The sequence below is a fragment of the Paenimyroides tangerinum genome (genome assembly GCF_003865405.1).
In the GTDB taxonomy this organism is placed as follows: domain Bacteria; phylum Bacteroidota; class Bacteroidia; order Flavobacteriales; family Flavobacteriaceae; genus Flavobacterium; species Flavobacterium tangerinum.
In genome coordinates, this window is record NZ_RQVQ01000014.1 from 26376 (window position 1) to 46531 (window position 20156).

Consider the following 20156-nt stretch of genomic DNA (forward strand, 5'->3'; position numbering starts at 1 on the left):
CTTATTATTTCTTTCTACGTTCTACAATATACTTACTACTTGCTTTAACTTTAGAACGAGTTCTATAACCCTTAGCTGGTAATCCTTTTCTTGAACGTGGGTGACCTCCTGAAGAGCGTCCTTCTCCACCTCCCATAGGGTGATCAACTGGGTTCATAGCAACCGGTCTTGTTCTAGGTCTTCTTCCTAACCATCTAGATCTACCAGCCTTACCTGATACAACTAATTGATGATCTGAATTAGAAACTGCACCAATCATAGCCATACAAGTTAATAAGATTAAACGAATCTCACCAGAAGGCATTTTAATTGTAGCATATTTTCCATCACGAGCAACTAACTGAGCAAAAGTACCTGCAGAACGAGCAATAACAGCTCCCTGTCCTGGACGTAACTCGATACAAGAAATAATTGTACCTAGAGGAATTTTACTTAAAGGCATTGCATTTCCAACCTCAGGTTGTACATCTGCACCAGAAACTACAGTTTGTCCAACTTGTAATCCTGCCGGAGCAACGATATACGTTTTTTCTCCATCAGCATAAGCGATTAAAGAAATAAAAGCTGAACGGTTTGGATCGTACTCAATTGTTTTAACCACACCTGGAACTCCAGTTTTAGTTCTTTTAAAATCGATAATACGGTATCTTCTTTTATGACCACCACCGATATAACGCATGGTCATTTTTCCTTGACTATTTCTACCTCCAGAGTTTTTTATCGGTGCGATTAATGAACGCTCCGGCTTATCAGTTGTTATAGCGTCAAAACTATTTACAACTCTAAAACGCTGACCTGGGGTAATAGGTTTTAATTTTCTTACTGACATTTTTATTAGATATTAGTATAGAAATCTATTGTTTCTCCATCTTTTAGTTGAACTATTGCTTTCTTGTAAGCACTAGTTTTTCCACTAATCATACCACTTTTAGTATACTTAGTTGATCTATCCGCTCTATAGTTCATTGTATTTACAGACACAACTGAAACTCCGTAAGCTGCTTCAACAGCTTTCTTGATAACAATTTTATTTGCTTTTTTATTTACAATGAAACCAAAACGGTTGAATAATTCACCGTCTTTAGTTATTTTTTCGGTAATTATAGGTTTAATTATAGTACTCATGTTCCTATTATTTACTTAAATTATCTACAATTCCTGCTATAGAACCTTCAGTTAACACTAATGCATTATTATTCATAATTCCATAAGTACTTAACTCTGAAGAAGTTACAACAGAAGCTCTTTGTAAGTTACGAGATGACAAATATACATTTTTATTTGACTCACCCAACACTAATAAAGATTTTTTATTTTCTAACCCTAATGCTTTCAATACGTTAATGAAATTTTTAGTATTTGGAACATCAAATCCAAAATCTTCAACAACCATTAAACTTGCATCTTTTACTTTTAAAGAGAACGCCGATTTACGAGCTAATCTTTTTAAAGATTTATTCAACTTAAATGAATAACTTCTAGGTCTTGGTCCAAAAACTGTACCTCCTCCTTTAAACAAAGGGTTTTTAGCACTACCCGCACGAGCCGTACCTGTTCCTTTTTGTTTTTTGATCTTACGAGTAGAACCCGCAACTTCACTTCTTTCTTTCGCCTTATGCGTACCCTGTCTTTGATTTGCTAAATACTGCTTAACATCTAAATAGACAGCATGTTTATTAGGCTCAATTGCGAAAACTGAATCAGCTAATTGTACTGTTCTTCCAGTTTCTTTTCCGTTGATATCTAAAACTTTTACTTCCATTACTTCTGAACGATTACATAAGAGTTTTTGTGACCTGGAACTGCACCCTTAACTACTAATAAGTTTTTGTCAGCTACAACTTTTAAAACTCTAAGGTTTTGAACTGTTACATTAACTCCTCCCATTCTTCCTGCCATACGCATTCCTTTGAATACACGAGAAGGATAAGAAGAAGCTCCGATAGAACCAGGAGCTCTTAAACGGTTATGTTGTCCATGAGTAGCTTGTCCAACACCACCAAAACCGTGACGCTTAACAACCCCTTGGAAACCTTTACCTTTAGAAACACCTTGAACATCAACAAAGTCACCTTCGTTAAATAAATCTACAGTGATAACATCACCTAAATTATAAGCGTTTTCGAAATCTTGGAATTCAACGACTTTTCTCTTAACAGAAGTTCCTGCTTTTTTAAAGTGACCTAACTCAGCTTTGTTTGCATTTTTTTCTGCTTTGTCATCGAAACCAAGTTGAAACGCTTCATACCCGTCAACCTCATTGGTTCTGACTTGGGTAACGACACATGGACCTACCTCGATTACAGTACAAGGAATATTCTTCCCGTTCTCATCGAAAATACTAGTCATGCCGATTTTTTTACCAATTAACCCAGACATAAATATAAATTAATAATTATTATACATAAATAATTTCAAGCGTCGGCAAATATAATACCAACGCTTGAAATATACAAGCTATTTTAAATAAATTTTTATCACACTTTTATTTCAACTTCAACTCCTGAAGGTAACTCTAATTTCATTAGAGCATCAATCGTTTTTGAAGAAGAAGAATAAATATCTAATAATCTTTTATATGAACTCACTTCGAATTGCTCTCTTGACTTTTTATTAACGTGAGGAGAACGTAAAACAGTAAAGATTTTTTTATGAGTTGGTAACGGAATTGGACCTGTTACAACTGCTCCAGTACTTTTTACAGTTTTTACGATTTTTTCTGCTGATTTATCAACCAACATATGATCGTAAGATTTTAATTTTATTCTGATTTTTTGACTCATTTTCTTAAAAATTAAGCGTTTCCTTTTGCTTTCTTAATAACCTCTTCTTGAATATTAGATGGTGTTTGCTCATAGTGTGAAAACTCCATAGTAGAAGTTGCACGACCTGAAGACAATGTACGTAACGTTGTTACATAACCAAACATTTCTGATAACGGCACAGAAGCCTTAACAACTTTAGCTCCATTTCTATCATCCATTGCATTGATTTGACCACGACGACGATTTAAATCCCCAACGATATCACCCATATTTTCTTCTGGAGTCAACACTTCTAATTTCATGATAGGCTCTAAAATTACAGCACCAGCAGCTTTCGCAGACTCTTTATAACCCATTTTAGCAGCTAACTCGAATGATAAAGCATCAGAATCCACAGGGTGGAAAGATCCATCAATTAAAGTAACTTTTAATGCGTCCATTTCGAATCCAGCTAAAGGGCCTTGTTTCATTGCTTCACGGAAACCTTTCTCAACTGCAGGAATATATTCTTTTGGTACATTTCCACCTTTTACTGAGTTAACGAACTGTAATCCCATTGGAACTTTTCCGTCAACCTCGTCAGCTGGACTGATTTTAAATACGATATCACCAAATTTACCACGACCTCCAGATTGCTTTTTATAAGTTTCTCTGTGATCTGCTGATTTAGTGAAAGCTTCTTTATACTCAACTTGAGGCTCACCTTGGTTCACTTCAACTTTGAATTCACGACGCATACGATCAACAATGATATCTAAGTGTAACTCACCCATACCAGAAATAATCGTTTGTCCAGAAGCCTGATCTGTACGAACTGTAAAAGTCGGATCCTCTTCAGCTAATTTAGCTAAAGCCATACCCATTTTATCAACATCCGCTTTAGTTTTAGGCTCAATAGCAATACCAATTACAGGATCAGGGAAATCCATAGATTCTAACACAATTGGGTGTTTTTCATCAGATAAAGTATCCCCAGTTTTGATATCTTTAAAACCTACAGCAGCACCAATATCTCCAGCTTCAATATATTCAATTGGATTTTGTTTATTAGCATGCATTTGGTAAATACGAGAAATACGCTCTTTATTACCTGAACGGTTATTTAGAACATAAGAACCCGCATCAAGACGACCAGAATAAGCACGGAAGAAAGCCAAACGACCTACGAAAGGATCAGTAGCAATCTTAAACGCTAACGCCGCAAAAGGATCTGTAACAGAAGGCTTACGACTAATTGGCTCGTCAGTATCAGGATTTATACCATGAATCGCTTCTTTATCTGTTGGAGCAGGTAAATAACGACAAACAGCATCAATCATAAATTGAACTCCTTTATTTTTGAATGAAGAACCACACATCATTGGAATAATACTCATATCTAAAGTAGCAGCACGCAAAGCAGCGTTAACTTCTTCTTCAGTAATTGAGTTTTCATCCTCCATGTACTTCTCTAATAAATTCTCATCATAAGCAGCAATTTCCTCAATTAACTGACCTCTATATTGTTTAACTTCATCAACCATATCAGCTGGAATTTCAACAATATCAAATGTAGAACCATGATTATCATCATGCCATACAATTGCACGATTTTTAATTAAATCAACTACACCTTTGAAATCAACTTCATCACCAATTGGTAAAACGATAGGCACTGCATTAGAACCTAACATTTCTTTTACCTGACGACAAACTTTTAAGAAATCTGCACCTTGACGGTCCATTTTGTTTACAAATCCCATACGAGGAACCTTGTAATTATCAGCTAATCTCCAGTTAGTTTCAGACTGAGGCTCAACACCATCAACTGCAGAAAACAAGAAAACTAAACCATCTAATACACGTAATGAACGGTTTACCTCTACAGTAAAGTCAACGTGACCAGGAGTATCAATAATATTGAAGTGATATTTTTTAGTTTCATCTGTTGGTTTTCCATTTTCCATAGGAAAATTCCACTCAACAGTTACCGCAGCAGAAGTAATTGTAATACCTCTTTCTGCTTCTTGTTCCATCCAGTCAGTAGTAGATGACCCTTCGTGAGTCTCACCAATCTTGTGATTTTTACCTGTATAGAAAAGAATACGCTCAGTTGTTGTTGTTTTACCAGCATCAATATGAGCAGCAATTCCGATATTTCTAGTATAATTTAAATCTCTAGCCATTTCTGTTCTTTATATATATTAGAATCTAAAGTGAGAGAATGCTTTATTAGCCTCTGCCATTTTATGAGTATCCATTCTTTTCTTAACTGCAGCACCTTCTTCTTTAGCAGCAGCTAAAATTTCAGAAGCTAATTTACCAGCCATAGATTTCTCATTTCTTCTTCTTGCATAAAGAATCATCCATTTCATTGCCATAGAGATTTTTCTATCTGGACGAATTTGCATAGGAATTTGGAACGTAGCTCCACCTACACGACGTGAACGTACTTCTACGTGAGGCATAACATTTGTTAATGCATCTTTCCACATCTCTAATGAAGTTTTTTCTTCATCTTGTTTTTTAGACTCAACGATATCTAAAGCATCATAAAATACTTTAAAAGCAGTCGATTTCTTACCATCCCACATTAAGTTATTCACAAAACGTGTTACTAACTGATCGTTAAATTTCGGATCCGGTAAAAGAGGTCTCTTCTTTGCCTGTCTTTTTCTCATGTCTTTTTCTTAAAAGTTTTTTAAACTATTACTTTTTTGCATCTTTAGGGCGTTTCGCACCGTATTTAGAACGTCTTTGAGTACGACCGTTAACTCCGGCAGTATCTAAAGCTCCACGTACAATGTGATATCTAACCCCTGGTAAATCTTTTACCCTTCCACCTCTAACTAATACTATCGAGTGCTCTTGTAAATTGTGTCCTTCTCCTGGAATGTAAGCATTTACTTCATTACCGTTTGTCAAACGTACACGCGCTACTTTACGCATCGCAGAGTTTGGCTTTTTAGGTGTTGTAGTATAAACACGCGTACAAACCCCTCTTCTTTGAGGACAAGAATCCAAAGCAACCGATTTACTCTTCTTAGTCAATTGGGTTCTCCCTGTTCTTACTAATTGTTGAATTGTTGGCATAATGTTTATTAAATAATTTAATACAATATTAAAATCCCGCTATTTACGGGGATGCAAATATATAAATAATTCTAACGAAAACAAACTTAATTTATTTATTTTCAAATCTATTTTATTTTTATTGACCTGAATACCAAATTTTACTTTAATTTCGTTACTATAAAAACGAATTCTCTTGAACAAATTTCTCTATATACTACTTTTCTTTAGCTGCATTAATATGAATGCTCAGAATCTACTTCTGAAAATAAATAGTACATCAGAAAAAGAAAATGTGATTATAGATAGCATTTCTTATCAAAAAAATCACGAGAACGCAAAGAGTATTATTTCTGAATTTGAAAAGTTTCAAAACACCTTGTATAACGATGGATATATAAACCAACGCTTACTTTCGTCTGAAAAAACAAACGATTCTACATTCACTTATGTTATCGCTCTAAATAAGCGCTTCAAAAGTATAAAAATAAACTTCGACTCAATTCAACCTGATGTAAAAAAAATATTAAGCATCAACGATTCATTTATTCAAATTCCGATCGATAAAACCGAAAGTTATATTTTAAATTACTTACAGATATTAGAGAAACAAGGTTATTCAATTAGTCAGATTAAACTTGACAATCAAATTATTTCTGACAACCAAATCAACGCTCAGTTAAAAATCATTTTGGATGAAAAAAGAAAAATCGATTTAATCACCATAAATCCATACACAAATTTCCCCAAAGGAATAAATAAACAACTCTTAAAGAAATACATCAAAAAAGATTTTAACCAGCAAACCATTACAGAACTTCAAAAAGAATTAAGTCAGTTTCCATTTATAAAAACCGTAAAACCACCCGAAGTTTTATTTACAGAAAACAAAACTGTTCTTTATCTATTTCTTGAAAAAGCAAATTCCAATCAATTTGATGGCTTAATCGGGTTTTCAAATGACGATAACGGAACCGTTCGTTTTAATGGAAATGTAGATTTAAAACTAATGAACATTCTAAATAAAGGAGAACAATTTAATTTATATTGGAGAAACGACGGAAATCAGCAGTCAACCTTTAATTTAGGAACTGAACTTCCTTATTTATTTCAAAGTCCGATTGGCTTGAAAGCAAATCTTCAAATTTTTAAACAAGACAGCACACAACAAAACACGAAGTTTAACGCTTCACTCCTATATTATATAACGTACAACAACAAAGTTGGATTGGGATATCAAAGTACCACTTCAGTTGCTGGAGAATTTAACACATACGCAGCACAGAATTATTCAAATCAATTCTTGACATTGAATTATGAATTTTCTCATTATAGAGAGCACGTATTATTTCCGTTACAAACACGAATCACAGGTTTAGCGGGAACAGGAAATAGGAAGGATGACAATTCCAAGGTAAACCAACAGTTTGTAGATTTAGAAGCGTTTCATCATTTCTATCTCGACGAACGGAATATTGTCTATTTAAAAGGTAAAGCCTATCAACTTTTCAGCCCTTCAATTCTATACAATGAATTATATCGCTTTGGAGGCGTTCAGAACATTCGGGGTTTTAATGAAAACACACTACAAGCGCAATCATTAGCAGGGATTTTTACCGAATATCGATTTGTACTTTCTCCGACTTTATATGCACATTCAATTACAGATTATGTGTATTATATTGACGATTCTACAGACACAAAAGGCAATCTATATTCGGTTGGATTAGGGATTGGAATTGCAACTCCGTCTGGATTGTTTAATCTAATTTACGCAAATGGATTACAACCAAAACAAGAATTTAAGATGAGTAATTCAATTATTCACTTGAGTTATAAAACACAGTTTTAAAAAATAAGAAGACTAACTAAAATCTGCTTATTTTTTATTTTCAAGTTTTCTTGCATTCATCACTGAATCGATAACTGATTGCGGAACATTTCCATAAACATAAATAGAATCAGTTTTCCGAACTTGTCCCATATAAGTCTTACCGTGCAATTGAACAGCATCTAATGAAATAGCATTTTCTAAAACATCTTCATTAAAAAATTGTTTATCTAAAGTTGCATTTGTTTTACACGAGATAAAAAACAAACATCCAACCGAAAGCAGTAAATATTTTTTCATAAAAATAGATTTAACCTAAGAAATAAAATTTCTTAGAATTTATAAATATAATAATATCTTTGCATTATGCAAAACGAACATCAAATATTTGGAATTCGTGCAATTATCGAGGCGATAAATGCAGGAAAAGAAATCGATAAAGTATTTATCCAGAAAGAAGCTCAAGGCGAATTAATGCAAGAGCTAATGAAAACAATGAAAAAGGGAAACATCAATTTCTCCTATGTTCCTGTTGAAAAATTAAATAAACTAAGTAAATTCAATAATCACCAAGGCGCTGTTGCTTCAATTGCTCCTATCAAGTTTGTTGAACTAGAAGGCTTAATTGAAAAAATATCAGAATCAGAAAAAACACCTTTAATCTTAATTTTAGATCAAATTTCTGACGCACGTAATTTTGGTGCTATTATCCGTACGGCTGAATGCACAGGCGTTGACGCAATTATTATCGGGAAACAAGGTGCTGCACCCGTAAACGGAGATACAGTTAAAACTTCTGCCGGAGCGGTTTTTAATATTCCAATTTGTAAAGTGGACCATATTAAAGACGCTATTTTCTATCTTCAAGGTTCAGGTTACAAAACAGTTGCCGCTACAGAAAAAACAGAAAACAGAATTTACGACATCAACTTTAACCAACCTATTGCAATCATTATGGGTTCAGAAGATAAAGGAGTAAATCCGTCGGTTTTAAAAATCATCGACGAAAAAGCAAAATTACCAATGTACGGAACTATTTCTTCATTGAATGTTTCGGTTGCTTGTGGAGCTTTCTTATACGAAGCAGTTCGCCAAAGATTATAATTAAATTTAGATTTTTAGATAAATATTTAATGAGATATTGAGTTTGTAATACAAATTTGGTATCTCATTTTTTAAATCAAATCAATATGAAAAAAGACGTAAAAATAGAATATCGTAAACCTATTTATCCGATTATTCCGGAACTAATGGAATATTTAGAAAAATACAATCGTACTACAAAGACGAGTGTTTTTTACGATGACTTAATGCGCTTTTCAGGTTACATATCTTTAGAAGATAAAGAAGGAAATGACACACTTTGGTTACGTGTTTATTATCCAGAATTTGAACAAAAAGAAATTGAAGATAGTTTAAATAGGATTTATACGTTACTACATTCAAACGGAGACAAAGACGTTTTACCTTATTTAAAAGTTGATTGTATTGATTTTTGTACGTTCGGAAATTCAAAGCCTTTTCGTGTAAAAGTTCGTAATATTTTAAATGATAATTACACGAATTTTTATATTAAACGTGCCGATGCTTCTCGTTTATACGGATTAGAATTGGAAGAAATGCTTTCACCTTATCCGATGAATTATTTGGTTTACAAAGACACTTTGATTGAAGAACATATTTTAGGAATTCCGGGTGATGTTTTTATTAAAAATCATTTACCAAATTGTACCGAATTAGAAAAAGCACAGATTTCTAAAGAGTTTGTAAAGTTTAACGAACGATGTATGTTAGGTCTTTTAGGCGATATGCGTTCGTATAATTATGTGATTATTCCAACACACGATTTTGACCAAGTGGTTTATAGAATTCGACCGATAGATTTTGACCAACAGAATTACGAAGGAAATTTAAAAATATATTTACCACAGTATTTCAAAGAAAATTTTCCGATGGTTCAAATGGTTTTAGAAAAACTGGTTCGTGGTTCTATGGAACAATATCGAAGAGAAGTACGTTCGGTTATTGCACGTCGTGTTTTAGCAAATAAAGAACGATTCGATGATTTGATTGCAGTGATGAAAAAAGATAATATTGCACCTTATGAACACGTAGAAAATCTGAGAAAAGCACTACAAAAACTAACCCACGAAAAAGCATTTAAACAATGTGAAACTATGGGAGAAATTCTAGATACGGCGATTCAATTTGTAATTCGAAATTACAAGAATACGAATTGAATTCATAAGTAACTTTACCCGAATAAATCATCGAATATTCTAAATAAGAAATACTTCGTTTTGGTTTATTTAATTCGATATAATTTTTTGGTTTCGGATTAAAATTTCCATTTTCATCAAAGTGTTTCATAAATTTATCTTCAGAAGCATCAAAATCGGGATGTTGCCAATCGTATTTATAAATCGGTTCGTATTGACGTTTTTCTAAAGTAAATGCTAAAACAATTCCGGTTAAGAAACCTGCCAAATGTCCTTCCCAAGAAATTCCTTCTTCCACATCCGGAAACAAATACCAAATAGAACCTCCGTAAATTAAAACAACAAAAAACGAAAGTGCCATCAAGCGAAAATATTTGGTTCGCATTCCTGCAAAGAAAATAAAACTGGTTAACACATAAATAATTCCACTGGCACCGATATGAAAACTTTCACGTCCGATGAGCCAAGTTCCTAATCCAGAAAACAACCAACCAAACAAAAGTACTTTCCAGAAATCTTCTTTATAAAAGAAATATAAAATAGAAAGTAAAACAATTATGGCTATTGAATTATTTGAGATATGACTGATGCTTCCGTGAAGAAATGGACTGAACAAAACACCTCTTAAACCTTCTAAAGTTCGAGGATAAATCCCGAATTCATTCAACTCTAAGAAATAACGCCAGTTTAAATAATAAACCGACCACATTCCCAAAAGGAACAAAAATGGAATTAATATAACGTTTGTAGTAAACTCAAATTTCTTTTCTTGCATAATCAAAAGCAATCAAAAAATTAACCATAAAAAAAAGACTGCCATTATAGCAGACTCATCGAAATATAGAAATGATTTCATAAATTTACAAAATGGAAGCACCATTAGCAGAACGCATACGTCCGAAACAATTAGAAGATTACATCAGTCAAACTCATTTGGTTGGTGAAACGGGTATTTTAACACAAAACATCAAACGTGGATTAATTCCATCAATGATTTTTTGGGGACCACCTGGAACCGGAAAAACTACTTTAGCTGAGATTATTGCAAAAGAAAGTGAACGTCCGTTTTATGTTTTAAGTGCAATTAACGCAGGAGTTAAAGACGTTCGAGAAGTTATAGAAAAGGCAAAAAACAGTGGCGGTATTTTTACGGCTCGAAATCCAATTTTGTTTATAGATGAGATTCACAGATTTAGTAAATCTCAACAAGATTCCCTTTTGGGAGCAGTCGAAAAAGGTTGGATAACTTTAATTGGCGCAACCACAGAAAACCCGAGTTTTGAAGTCATTCCTGCCCTACTTTCACGTTGTCAAGTTTACACCTTAAATGCTTTTACAAAAGATCATTTACAAGCTTTATTAGAACGTGCTATTTCAACAGATAAGTTTCTTAAAACAAAAAAAATTAAACTTAAAGAAGTTGAAACTTTGTTTCGAATTTCTGGTGGAGATGGAAGAAAATTATTAAATACTTTTGAATTAATTGTAAACTCGATTTCAGGTGATGATATCGAAATCACAAATGATAAAGTTTTACAAGTTGTTCAACAAAACACGGTTAGATACGACAAAACTGGTGAACAACATTATGACATAATTTCCGCTTTTATAAAATCAATTCGTGGAAGTGACCCAAACGGTGCTGTTTATTGGTTAGCTCGAATGATTGAAGGCGGCGAAGATTTGAAATTTATTGCAAGACGATTGGTTATTTCAGCTTCTGAAGATATAGGATTGGCAAACCCGACGGCAATTATTATGGCTAATAACATCTTTCAGGCAGTTTCTGTAATCGGATATCCCGAAAGTAGAATCTTATTAAGTCAATGTGCTATTTATTTGGCAACATCTCCAAAAAGCAATGCAAGTTATTTAGCTATTGGAAAGGCGCAACAAGTTGTGAAACAAACAGGTGATTTATCTGTTCCAATTCATTTGCGAAATGCTCCAACTAAATTGATGAAAGAATTAGGTTATGGAGAAGATTATAAATATTCACACGATTATCCAGGAAACTTCGCTTATCAAGAATTTCTTCCTGATGAATTAAGTAACGTTCCGTTTTATGAACCAGGTGAAAATGCTCGTGAAAAACAAACCCAAGATTTCTTACGTCAACGTTGGCAAGGAAAATATAATTATTAAAAAAGCACTTCAAATTGAAGTGCTTTTCCTTTTTAATTAATTTTTAATCTTCCGATAGTAGAATATTTGAAAATATTCTGAAGCGCATCCATATATGATTTATTATGTTTCTTCAAACGACTAACCCCACTATTATTAAATACTATGTTTCCTTTACAATCTTTTAATACAAAAGTTAACTCGGTTGATAAACTTCCCTTACCTCTGCTTAAATCTCCAACATACTCAACACACGGATCTAATCGAACCTCTTGAGGCATTTCGTTATCAAAATAAACAGTATATCCTAATTCTTCCATTTTTTGCTTTAAAGCTGTATTAAGACGGTATTCATTAGTTTTATCTTGAAAATCATAAGCCCATTTAAGATTTACATATTTAACTTTTTGATTTTGTGCAGTCATTCCCAAAGAGAATAAAACTGCGAATAATAACAAGATTTTTTTCATTTTATAAGATTTTTTTTAACTCATTTAATTTATTAATAGTTGTGAAACTTTGTAATTGATTTGTTCTGTATTCATCAAACCAAACTACTTGCATTCCAATATTTAATGCACCCTTAATATCTGCATCCAAATTATCACCAATCATTAAACTATGTTCTGGTTTAACATTTGCAAGATTTAAAGCATATTTAAAAATTCGTGCATCTGGCTTTTTTGCACCCGCTAACTCTGAATTTGTAACTGTACAAAAATATTGATTTAGATTTGAATTCTTTAATTTTAGTTCTTGAACTTTATCTGGACCGTTTGTGATAATGTGCAATCGATATTTATCCTTTAAATAGTCTAAAATTTCGTAAGCACCTTCAAAAACATGATTGTAATTCGTTAAATTTTCAATAAATCGACTTGCAATCTCATTTATAGTTTCATCTGAAACCTGAAAATTAATTTGTTGAAAAGTATCATTCAATCGAGCAAAACGTAAATATTCTGCAGTGATTTCTTTTTTTGCTAACAAATCCCAATAATAATCGTTTATAGGTTTGAAATGTTCCATGAAATTTGATGGAACATCTAAATTCAAATCATTAAAAACTTGATTGAAAGTCAATTCCGCATTTTTATCAAAATCGTAAATCGTATGATCTAAGTCAAAAAAAATATCGGTAATATTTTTAAAATCTGTCACTATTTTCCTTTTACTATTACTGCATTATCGATGTGATAAATCCAATCTTCGATATCTTTATCGTTAAAACGGAAATTACCCTCGATTGTAACATATTGATCGGTTTTTAACTTTGGAGTTGCTCCTTTAAATTTTAAGCCCATAATTGTTTCTGGACCAGCATTTCCACAGAAAAAACATTGTGCAAAAACATTTTTACTTAATGCATAAGTTTTATTATCAATAGGTACAATAAAACCTTTAGCAACAATTTTCTTTCCTTGTTTGGTTTTTAAATTTGCATTAATAACAGGAAACATCACCTCGCCATACGTTGGATCTTTTTTCTTTAAGAATGTAATATTTCCTAATTGTTTCCAAGTAACAGTATCTTTTTTCTGATAGAATTCAAAGTTTTCTTCTTTTGAATCGTGATGAAAAGTAGTAAAACTCATGAATAAAAATGAGCTAAACAAAAGAGAAGGTAAAATATATTTTTTAAGCATTTGCTAATGTTTTTGATATGTTTAAATAATAAGCTTTAATTGCAGGAATTAATGCTGCAAGAACCCCAACAAACAATGTGATTAGGAACAAAATTCCTTCTTTGTCCCAGATAAATTGATACGGATTAAATGCCATTTTGAATTCAGCTTGTGATGAAAGTGATATAAAATACAATGCGATTCTTCCAAAAATCATTCCGAAAACAAAACCAGTAATACAAAGTAACAAACTTTCTATTAACACTAATTTCAAAAGTTGAAAACGTGTTGCTCCATTAACGCGTAATAAGGCAAACTCAAATTTTCGTTCTTTCAAGGTGTTGTATAATGCAACGAAAATACTGATTCCTGAAATCAACATGATTCCGTAAGCTAAATACTGTAATGCGGTTAAACCAACGCCAAACAATGAAAACAAACGATTGATTTCTATTGCTGGAGAAGCCGCTTGCATTTCTGTATTTTGTGGAATCATTCTTGGCCAAGTTACAATTCCCATTTTATTTCTAAATTTAATTAGAACTGCAGTAATTTCTTTTCCTTCATACGAAACAATTTCAGAATGATCATGATCGCAATCTGCGGTATGTTCATGGTCGTGTTCATGATTATGAACTTCTCCATCTGCATGAACATGTTCTTCTTCGCCTTCGTGACTATGATCGTGATCGTGCATATTCCAAACCGATTCAATATTTGATAAGATTACATTATCTAAAATTTTTCCAGTTTTTGATGCAATTCCAACAATGGTGTAAGGTTTATCTTCGTGAACTTCACCACCTTCTTCTGCATCACCGTGTGTTCCTAAAAACGTATCACCAACTTTTAATCCTAAATTCTGAGCGATTTCATATCCCACAACCACTTCAAAATCTTTTTGAAAAACGTTTCCTTGTGCAACTTTTCCTCCATATTTTGAAATATATTCAGGAGTTGTACCGATGATTTTATATCCTTTGTAATTATCTCCGTAAGCTAATGGAATCGCAGAAGCAACAAACGGATTTTCCATCCAACGTTTCGCTTCTAAATAATTAATATTTCCTGGAGGTGCATCAATCTGATAAACTGAAGAAAGTACCAACTGCAACGGACTTCCTTTTGCTCCAAGAACCAAATCAATATCATCCATTGAAGAAGTAAACTGTTCTTCAAATTGTTTTTGAAGTAAAATTAAAACGGTTATAATCGAAACGGATGCCGTTAAAAGCAAAACGCTTAAAACGGTATTTAGTGGTTTAAACCACATATTTTTCCAAGCTATTTTCCCAATCATATTATAAGTTTATAGCGTTAGTAAATTTCGATTTCAAACGTTGGTCGTGTGTAACAATAATCAACGCAGCTTTGTGTTTACTTGCTAAATTAGCTAATAAATCAGCTACAATTTGCGCATTATCATCATCCAAGCTAGAAGTTGGTTCATCGGCCAGAATCACTTTTGGATTATTGATTAAAGCTCGAGCAATATTTACACGTTGTTGTTGACCTATGCTTAATTGAGCAGGTAATTTATGAATTTGATTTTCTAAATCAAGTTGCGTCAAAAGTTGAATGGCTTTTTCTTTAGCTTTTTTACCTGTAGCCAGCCAAGAAGCTAAAATCACATTATCTAAAACAGATAAAGCTTCAACAAAATATGATTTTTGTAAAACCATCCCGATATTTTTTCCACGAAAAGCATCTAGCTTAGATGGCGATAGTTTTGAAATTTCAGTATCGTCAATTTGAATATTACCAGAAGTTGGCGTTAAAAGTCCGCCTAATAAATGTAGTAAAGTGGTTTTTCCTTTTCCTGAATTTCCGGTAATCAAAAGTGTGTTGCCAGATTCGCATTTCAAATCTGGAAACGAAAAATTTTGTTTACTGTTATAAGAAAACTGAAGATTTTGAGTCGTAATCATTTCAAAAAGTTTGTTTCTAATAATAGCTTGCAATTTAAGAATTTAAATCCAAAATAAATCATAAAATACCATCATCGGCAAAACTAAAATATTCATGTTCAGTTACAATGATATGGTCTAATAATTTAATTTCCAATACATTTCCTGCATCGGCAATTTTACGTGTGATATTTTTATCGGCTTCACTAGGTTTTAATTGACCTGAAGGATGGTTGTGAACCAAAATAATTGCGGTAGCAAAATGTTCTAAAGCTTGTTTAAAAAGCAAACGAATATCGACCAAAGTAGCGGTCAATCCACCTTTTGAAAGTTGTATTTTTTGTATGATTTTATTGCTATTATTCAGAAGCAAAACCCAAAATTCTTCGTTTGGCAAATCACCAATTAATGGTTGCATATGTTCAAAAACATCTTTGCTTGATTTAATTTGCGTAAACTGTTTTGCTTCTTCTAAACGGCGGCGTTTACCTAATTCTAAAGCTGCGATAATGGTTATTGCTTTCGCTTCACCAATTCCTTTAAACTGAAGTAATTGTTGAATGGATTGTTTTCCAAGTTGATTTAAGTTATTTTCGTTTGAAGCTAAAATACGTTTGCATAAAGCAACAGCGGATTCATTTCTACTACCAGAACCAATTAAAATAGCCAAAAGTTCAGCATCGCTTAAAGCGATTTTTCCTTTAAGCATTAGCTTTTCTCTTGGTTTATCATCTTCCGACCAATGTTTAATCGAGAAATGTTTATCTTGATAATCATCCATATTTCAACAACTTAGATAATAAAGTTACGAAATAGGTTTTGTTGTTCAATAATAAAATCAGTTTTTATTTAAATTTAAAATTACGAACAAAAAAGCGACCTGGATAAGTCGCTTTATGTTTATGAAATAATAGTTTGAACTTCGTCAAAATCTAAACCTCCGTAATTTCCTGAACTCATTAATAAAAGAACAGATTCATTAAAGGTTTGCTCTTTTAAGAAATTCTGAAATTCTGTTGGATTCGTATAAACAATTAAATCGTTTCTTTTGAAAGCTGATTCAATTTGTGTTTTAGAAATTTCTTCTAATTTTTTAATCGCAACCGCATCTGGCGAATAGAAAACTACAGCAACATCAGCAGCATCTAAAGCACCTTCATATTGCGATAAGAATTCGGCATTTAAACTAGAATACGTATGTAATTCTAAACATGCAATTAACTTCTTATTCGGATATTGTTTTTTAACCGCTTGCGTAGTTGCATTAACTTTACTTGGTGAATGCGCGAAATCTTTATAAGCAACAGCCGAAGTTGTTTCTGCAATTTTTTCTAAACGTTTAGCCGCTCCTTTAAAACTTTGAATAGCTTCGTAGAAATCTTCTTCATCGATTCCCATGTTTTGGCAAATCCATTTTGCTCCGGCTAAATTATTTAAATTATGCGCTCCAAAAACTTCAATTGGCATTGGTCCATCTGGAGTTTCTAAATACGTAATTCCGTTTTCAATTGCATATTCAGGAGTTTCGTAAGGCATTTTACGAATTGGTTTTGTAGCATCTTCAACAATTTGTTTTACCGTTGCATCTTCTTCGTTATAAACTAAAATTCCACCATCGGTAATTTTATCAATAAAAATTTTAAACTGATCTACATAATTCTCAAACGTTGGAAACACATTGATATGATCCCAAGCGATTCCGCTAATTAAAGCAATATTTGGTTGGTACAAATGAAACTTCGGACGTAAATCTGTTGGAGAAGATAAATATTCATCACCTTCCAAAACAATAAAATCGTTATCTTCAGTTAAATGTACCATGGTTTTAAAACCTTCAAGTTGCGCACCAACTAAATAATCAACCGCACGATTGTGGTAATGCATTACGTGAAGCACCATAGATGTAATGGTCGTTTTTCCGTGTGAACCACCAATAACTACGCGTGTTTTATTTTTTGAATGTTCGAAAATAAATTCGGGATATGAATAAATATGTAAACCTAATTCTTGCGCTTTTAAAAGTTCGGGATTATCGGCTTTTGCGTGCATTCCAAGAATAACGGCATCGATATCTGAAGTTATTTTATCTGCAAACCAACCCATTTGTTCAGGTAATAAACCTTCGTTTTGTAAACGGGTTTTCGAAGGTTCAAAAATAGCATCGTCACTTCCGGTAACTACATCACCTTTTTCATGTAAAGCTAATGCTAAATTGTGCATAGCGCTTCCGCCAATTGCTATAAAATGTACACGCATTTGATTTCTTTTTTTAAACTAAAATAGTACGGTAAAACTACAATTTTTTTTATTTATAAATTCCAACATAATCTCTAAAATCACCACATTCTTTGATTACTTCTTGATAATATTTAGTATCGGAATAATTTTCTTTTAAGCTTTTAAAACTACTCCAATCTGAAAAAATTTTACTGGACTTCATTTTATTGAAACTTTTTAAATCCATATAATTCTTAGAGTAATAATTATTGCGCTCAATCTTAGCTAACATAAAAGTTGCTTTTGCACGTTGTTCATCATTTTCAGCAGCATTCAAAGCGATATTATAATATTTAAAAGCTTGATTGAAATCTAAAACTAAATTACTATTAGCGTCATCAACATTCAAATTGCTCATAAAAAAATTATTATTAATTATTGAATTATAGTAAAAGGCTCTTGCATTTCCATAATAAGATGAATTATAATACGCATTCCCTATTAACAATGCATTATTGAAAACTTCATGATTGTTATCAATATTCGTTTTCATTTCTTTCATTTTTATCAGCATAGTCAATGGCGAATATTTAATTTTTTGATTCGCTCGATGGTCGCAATCACTACAATCTGAAATTCTTCCGTTAAACGGATTTCCATATAATTCAATTATTTTACTATCTGTGTTTTCGCTATCTACTGAAATATATCTTCTTGTACCATAATTAAAAACTCGGATTGGCATGGGTTTTATTTTTTGATAAAATTCAATTGCATCATCTAAATTACCCGTATGAAATAAAAAGATAGCTTTACTTTCATACAAATCATTGATATTATACTTGTAAACATCAACAATAAACTTCTCAAAAGCTGTTTTATTTTTACTTTCAAAAAGCTGAATGACTTTATCTAGATTTTTTTCTTGTAGAATGAAATTTCTATCCGAATAAAGTAGTTCCGACATCAAATCATTTTTTTGATTTTTATAAACAGCTGAAAGGTATTTTTTAATCCAAACTGTTGCGTAATCTATACGTAAAGTTCCGAAACTATTTTCATTTTCAGTATTCAGATAAAGCCAATTTAAATCTTCTATCAATTCGCTTTCAGCAGATTTATCTATTTTTTCGATTTGAGAAATTTTATTAATTAACTGAAATAATCGTATTTGATTTTTGGCTAACTGATTATCAGAGTTGATGTTTTTGGCTGCATCAGAAAATTGTTTTTCAGCATTTTTATAATTTCCTTGAAAAATATCAAGATAACCAACTGCCAAATTCCAAATTTCAGGATTATGAAGTAATTCTGGTTTTGAAGCAACTTCGGTTATCCATTTTAATTGCTTTTGATTTATCGTTGTCTTAATTTCTTTGTGATATTTTTTTAAAGAAGTTATTTCATTTTCTTGATAAATATTAATGTTACTTTCTTGAATGTTTACCCAACGGCTTAATAAAAAATCAATATGTTCACTTTGAGAATCTAACTTATAAATTTCTTGCATTGCTCTAAACTCATCCGTATAATATCCATAAATTGCCCACATTGCTGCTTTAGTTTCTATAGAGTCTGCATTTTGTAATTGCTTTTGAAAAGTCGCCTCATCTTCAGGATGAAAAAAGTAAAGTGCGTTTTTTCTCAATTTAGGAGCTTCATCAAAAATTTTAGCGAATAATAAATTTGATTTTTCAAAATTTCGTTGTCTATAATATACTCCAGCAACATATTCTAAAGCTTTATAATACAACAGGTTTTTAGGTTGTTTATTTGATGTTGTTTCGAAGAAATCGATAACATCATCAGAATTAGTCGAATAAAATTTAGCTTTTACGATTTGAAACCAAATACGATTTTTATAGAAATTGCTTCTGTTTTCTAATTGATTGTAATATTTTTCGATTGTGGCAATCGTCTTTAAATCTATACCTACTTTTTCATTATTTTCATAATCCCAATAATAATCATATCGAACTGAAAATTTTTCTACTTCCTTAGCTATTTGCAGAAATTCTAAAAAATCTTTTGATTCTTGATTTTTCAGATTCAAATTGTATTTTGCACCTTTAATCGATTTTTTGTTAATCAATTTAGGAATATATTGAGCTGCAGAATCGTTTAGTAAATAATAAGCAATTGCTTCTTTAGATTCGGATTTCCCAATATAATTTGACCAATCTGAAACAAAATCAGAATTAAATCTTTCAACGTTATCTAAATTTTCATAGCCATAAAACAAATTTTGAGGTGCATAAAACATGGATTGATAAGAATTATCTATAACAACTTCTGGTGTGAACATAGATTGATAATCATAGCCAAACCAATCAATATAACCACACGCATAAACATATATTCCTAAACTAGAAATAAGCATAAAAAACGTCAATCCTATTTTTTTTAAAAGCTTCATG

Annotated in this window: 22 protein-coding genes; 4 read left to right on the top strand and 18 right to left on the bottom strand. The window is 32.1% G+C overall.

From position 1 onward, the window contains the following. Positions 1-4: 4 nt before the first annotated feature. From rplB to rpsL, 8 genes are all read right to left on the bottom strand, one after another. Entirely contained in the window at positions 5-829 is an 825-nt protein-coding gene (rplB, locus tag EG240_RS07605) for a 50S ribosomal protein L2 (protein ID WP_125018797.1), read from the bottom strand. A gap of 5 nt (positions 830-834) precedes the next feature. Then, complete coding sequence (gene rplW / locus EG240_RS07610) at positions 835-1125, bottom strand: 50S ribosomal protein L23 (RefSeq protein ID WP_125018798.1); 291 nt, start codon at positions 1123-1125, stop codon at positions 835-837. 7 nt (positions 1126-1132) lie between these two features. Further along, positions 1133-1762, bottom strand: coding sequence for a 50S ribosomal protein L4 (rplD, locus tag EG240_RS07615; protein ID WP_125018799.1), 630 nt, complete (start codon positions 1760-1762; stop codon positions 1133-1135). After that, a complete protein-coding gene (rplC, locus tag EG240_RS07620) occupies positions 1762-2379 on the bottom strand; it encodes a 50S ribosomal protein L3 (RefSeq protein WP_125018800.1) in 618 nt (205 codons plus the stop codon). The genes rplD and rplC overlap by 1 nt, the downstream gene beginning before the upstream one ends. Before the next feature lie 98 nt (positions 2380-2477). Next, entirely contained in the window at positions 2478-2783 is a 306-nt protein-coding gene (rpsJ, locus tag EG240_RS07625) for a 30S ribosomal protein S10 (RefSeq protein WP_023579610.1), read from the bottom strand. An 11-nt stretch (positions 2784-2794) separates the two neighbouring features. Then, positions 2795-4930: an elongation factor G gene (gene fusA / locus EG240_RS07630; RefSeq protein WP_125018801.1), complete on the bottom strand. Its 2136-nt coding sequence runs from the start codon at positions 4928-4930 to the stop codon at positions 2795-2797. 18 nt (positions 4931-4948) lie between these two features. After that, positions 4949-5425 carry a 30S ribosomal protein S7 gene (rpsG, locus tag EG240_RS07635; RefSeq protein WP_125018802.1) on the bottom strand — a complete coding sequence of 159 codons (477 nt, stop codon included), beginning with the start codon at positions 5423-5425 and terminating at the stop codon, positions 4949-4951. 28 nt (positions 5426-5453) lie between these two features. After that, complete coding sequence (gene rpsL / locus EG240_RS07640) at positions 5454-5837, bottom strand: 30S ribosomal protein S12 (protein WP_125018803.1); 384 nt, start codon at positions 5835-5837, stop codon at positions 5454-5456. Positions 5838-6057: 220 nt separating this feature from the next. Here rpsL and EG240_RS07645 point away from each other — a divergent pair, with 220 nt between their 5' ends. Beyond that, complete coding sequence (locus tag EG240_RS07645) at positions 6058-7668, top strand: BamA/TamA family outer membrane protein (protein WP_125018804.1); 1611 nt, start codon at positions 6058-6060, stop codon at positions 7666-7668. Positions 7669-7695: 27 nt separating this feature from the next. Here the strand turns inward: EG240_RS07645 and EG240_RS07650 are convergent, their stop codons facing one another. Next, on the bottom strand, positions 7696-7947 hold the full coding sequence (locus tag EG240_RS07650; protein ID WP_125018805.1) for a hypothetical protein: 252 nt from the start codon (positions 7945-7947) through the stop codon (positions 7696-7698). A 66-nt stretch (positions 7948-8013) separates the two neighbouring features. Between EG240_RS07650 and rlmB the strand changes: the two genes are divergently transcribed. Beyond that, complete coding sequence (gene rlmB / locus EG240_RS07655) at positions 8014-8751, top strand: 23S rRNA (guanosine(2251)-2'-O)-methyltransferase RlmB (RefSeq protein ID WP_125018806.1); 738 nt, start codon at positions 8014-8016, stop codon at positions 8749-8751. An 86-nt stretch (positions 8752-8837) separates the two neighbouring features. Next, complete coding sequence (locus tag EG240_RS07660; RefSeq protein WP_125018807.1) at positions 8838-9887, top strand: hypothetical protein; 1050 nt, start codon at positions 8838-8840, stop codon at positions 9885-9887. Here the strand turns inward: EG240_RS07660 and EG240_RS07665 are convergent. Beyond that, positions 9823-10641, bottom strand: a complete 819-nt coding sequence (locus tag EG240_RS07665) for a rhomboid family intramembrane serine protease (protein WP_125018808.1) — start codon at positions 10639-10641, stop codon at positions 9823-9825. The genes EG240_RS07660 and EG240_RS07665 overlap by 65 nt on opposite strands. A 92-nt stretch (positions 10642-10733) precedes the next feature. Between EG240_RS07665 and EG240_RS07670 the strand changes: the two genes are divergently transcribed. After that, positions 10734-12011 (top strand): replication-associated recombination protein A, encoded by a 1278-nt coding sequence (locus EG240_RS07670; RefSeq protein WP_125018809.1) that lies wholly within the window; start codon positions 10734-10736, stop codon positions 12009-12011. 32 nt (positions 12012-12043) lie between these two features. Here EG240_RS07670 and EG240_RS07675 read toward each other — a convergent pair whose 3' ends face one another. The 8 genes from EG240_RS07675 to EG240_RS07710 form a co-directional block, all read right to left on the bottom strand. Further along, positions 12044-12460 (bottom strand): hypothetical protein, encoded by a 417-nt coding sequence (locus tag EG240_RS07675; protein ID WP_125018810.1) that lies wholly within the window; start codon positions 12458-12460, stop codon positions 12044-12046. A gap of 1 nt (position 12461) precedes the next feature. Then, positions 12462-13151, bottom strand: coding sequence for a YjjG family noncanonical pyrimidine nucleotidase (locus tag EG240_RS07680; protein WP_125018811.1), 690 nt, complete (start codon positions 13149-13151; stop codon positions 12462-12464). Continuing rightward, positions 13151-13636 (bottom strand): hypothetical protein, encoded by a 486-nt coding sequence (locus EG240_RS07685; protein ID WP_125018812.1) that lies wholly within the window; start codon positions 13634-13636, stop codon positions 13151-13153. The genes EG240_RS07680 and EG240_RS07685 overlap by 1 nt, the downstream gene beginning before the upstream one ends. Beyond that, positions 13629-14915 (bottom strand): ABC transporter permease, encoded by a 1287-nt coding sequence (locus EG240_RS07690; protein WP_125018813.1) that lies wholly within the window; start codon positions 14913-14915, stop codon positions 13629-13631. Before EG240_RS07690 ends, EG240_RS07685 begins: the two co-directional genes overlap by 8 nt. Before the next feature lies 1 nt (position 14916). Then, on the bottom strand, positions 14917-15543 hold the full coding sequence (locus tag EG240_RS07695) for an ABC transporter ATP-binding protein (protein ID WP_125018814.1): 627 nt from the start codon (positions 15541-15543) through the stop codon (positions 14917-14919). Positions 15544-15601: 58 nt separating this feature from the next. Next, the gene (gene radC / locus EG240_RS07700) at positions 15602-16303 is read right to left on the bottom strand and encodes a RadC family protein (RefSeq protein WP_125018815.1); all 702 of its coding nucleotides are present in this window, start codon (positions 16301-16303) and stop codon (positions 15602-15604) included. A gap of 119 nt (positions 16304-16422) precedes the next feature. Next, positions 16423-17778: a UDP-N-acetylmuramate--L-alanine ligase gene (locus tag EG240_RS07705; protein WP_125018816.1), complete on the bottom strand. Its 1356-nt coding sequence runs from the start codon at positions 17776-17778 to the stop codon at positions 16423-16425. Positions 17779-17827: 49 nt separating this feature from the next. Further along, positions 17828-20155 carry a hypothetical protein gene (locus EG240_RS07710; RefSeq protein WP_125018817.1) on the bottom strand — a complete coding sequence of 776 codons (2328 nt, stop codon included), beginning with the start codon at positions 20153-20155 and terminating at the stop codon, positions 17828-17830. Position 20156: the final 1 nt, after the last annotated feature.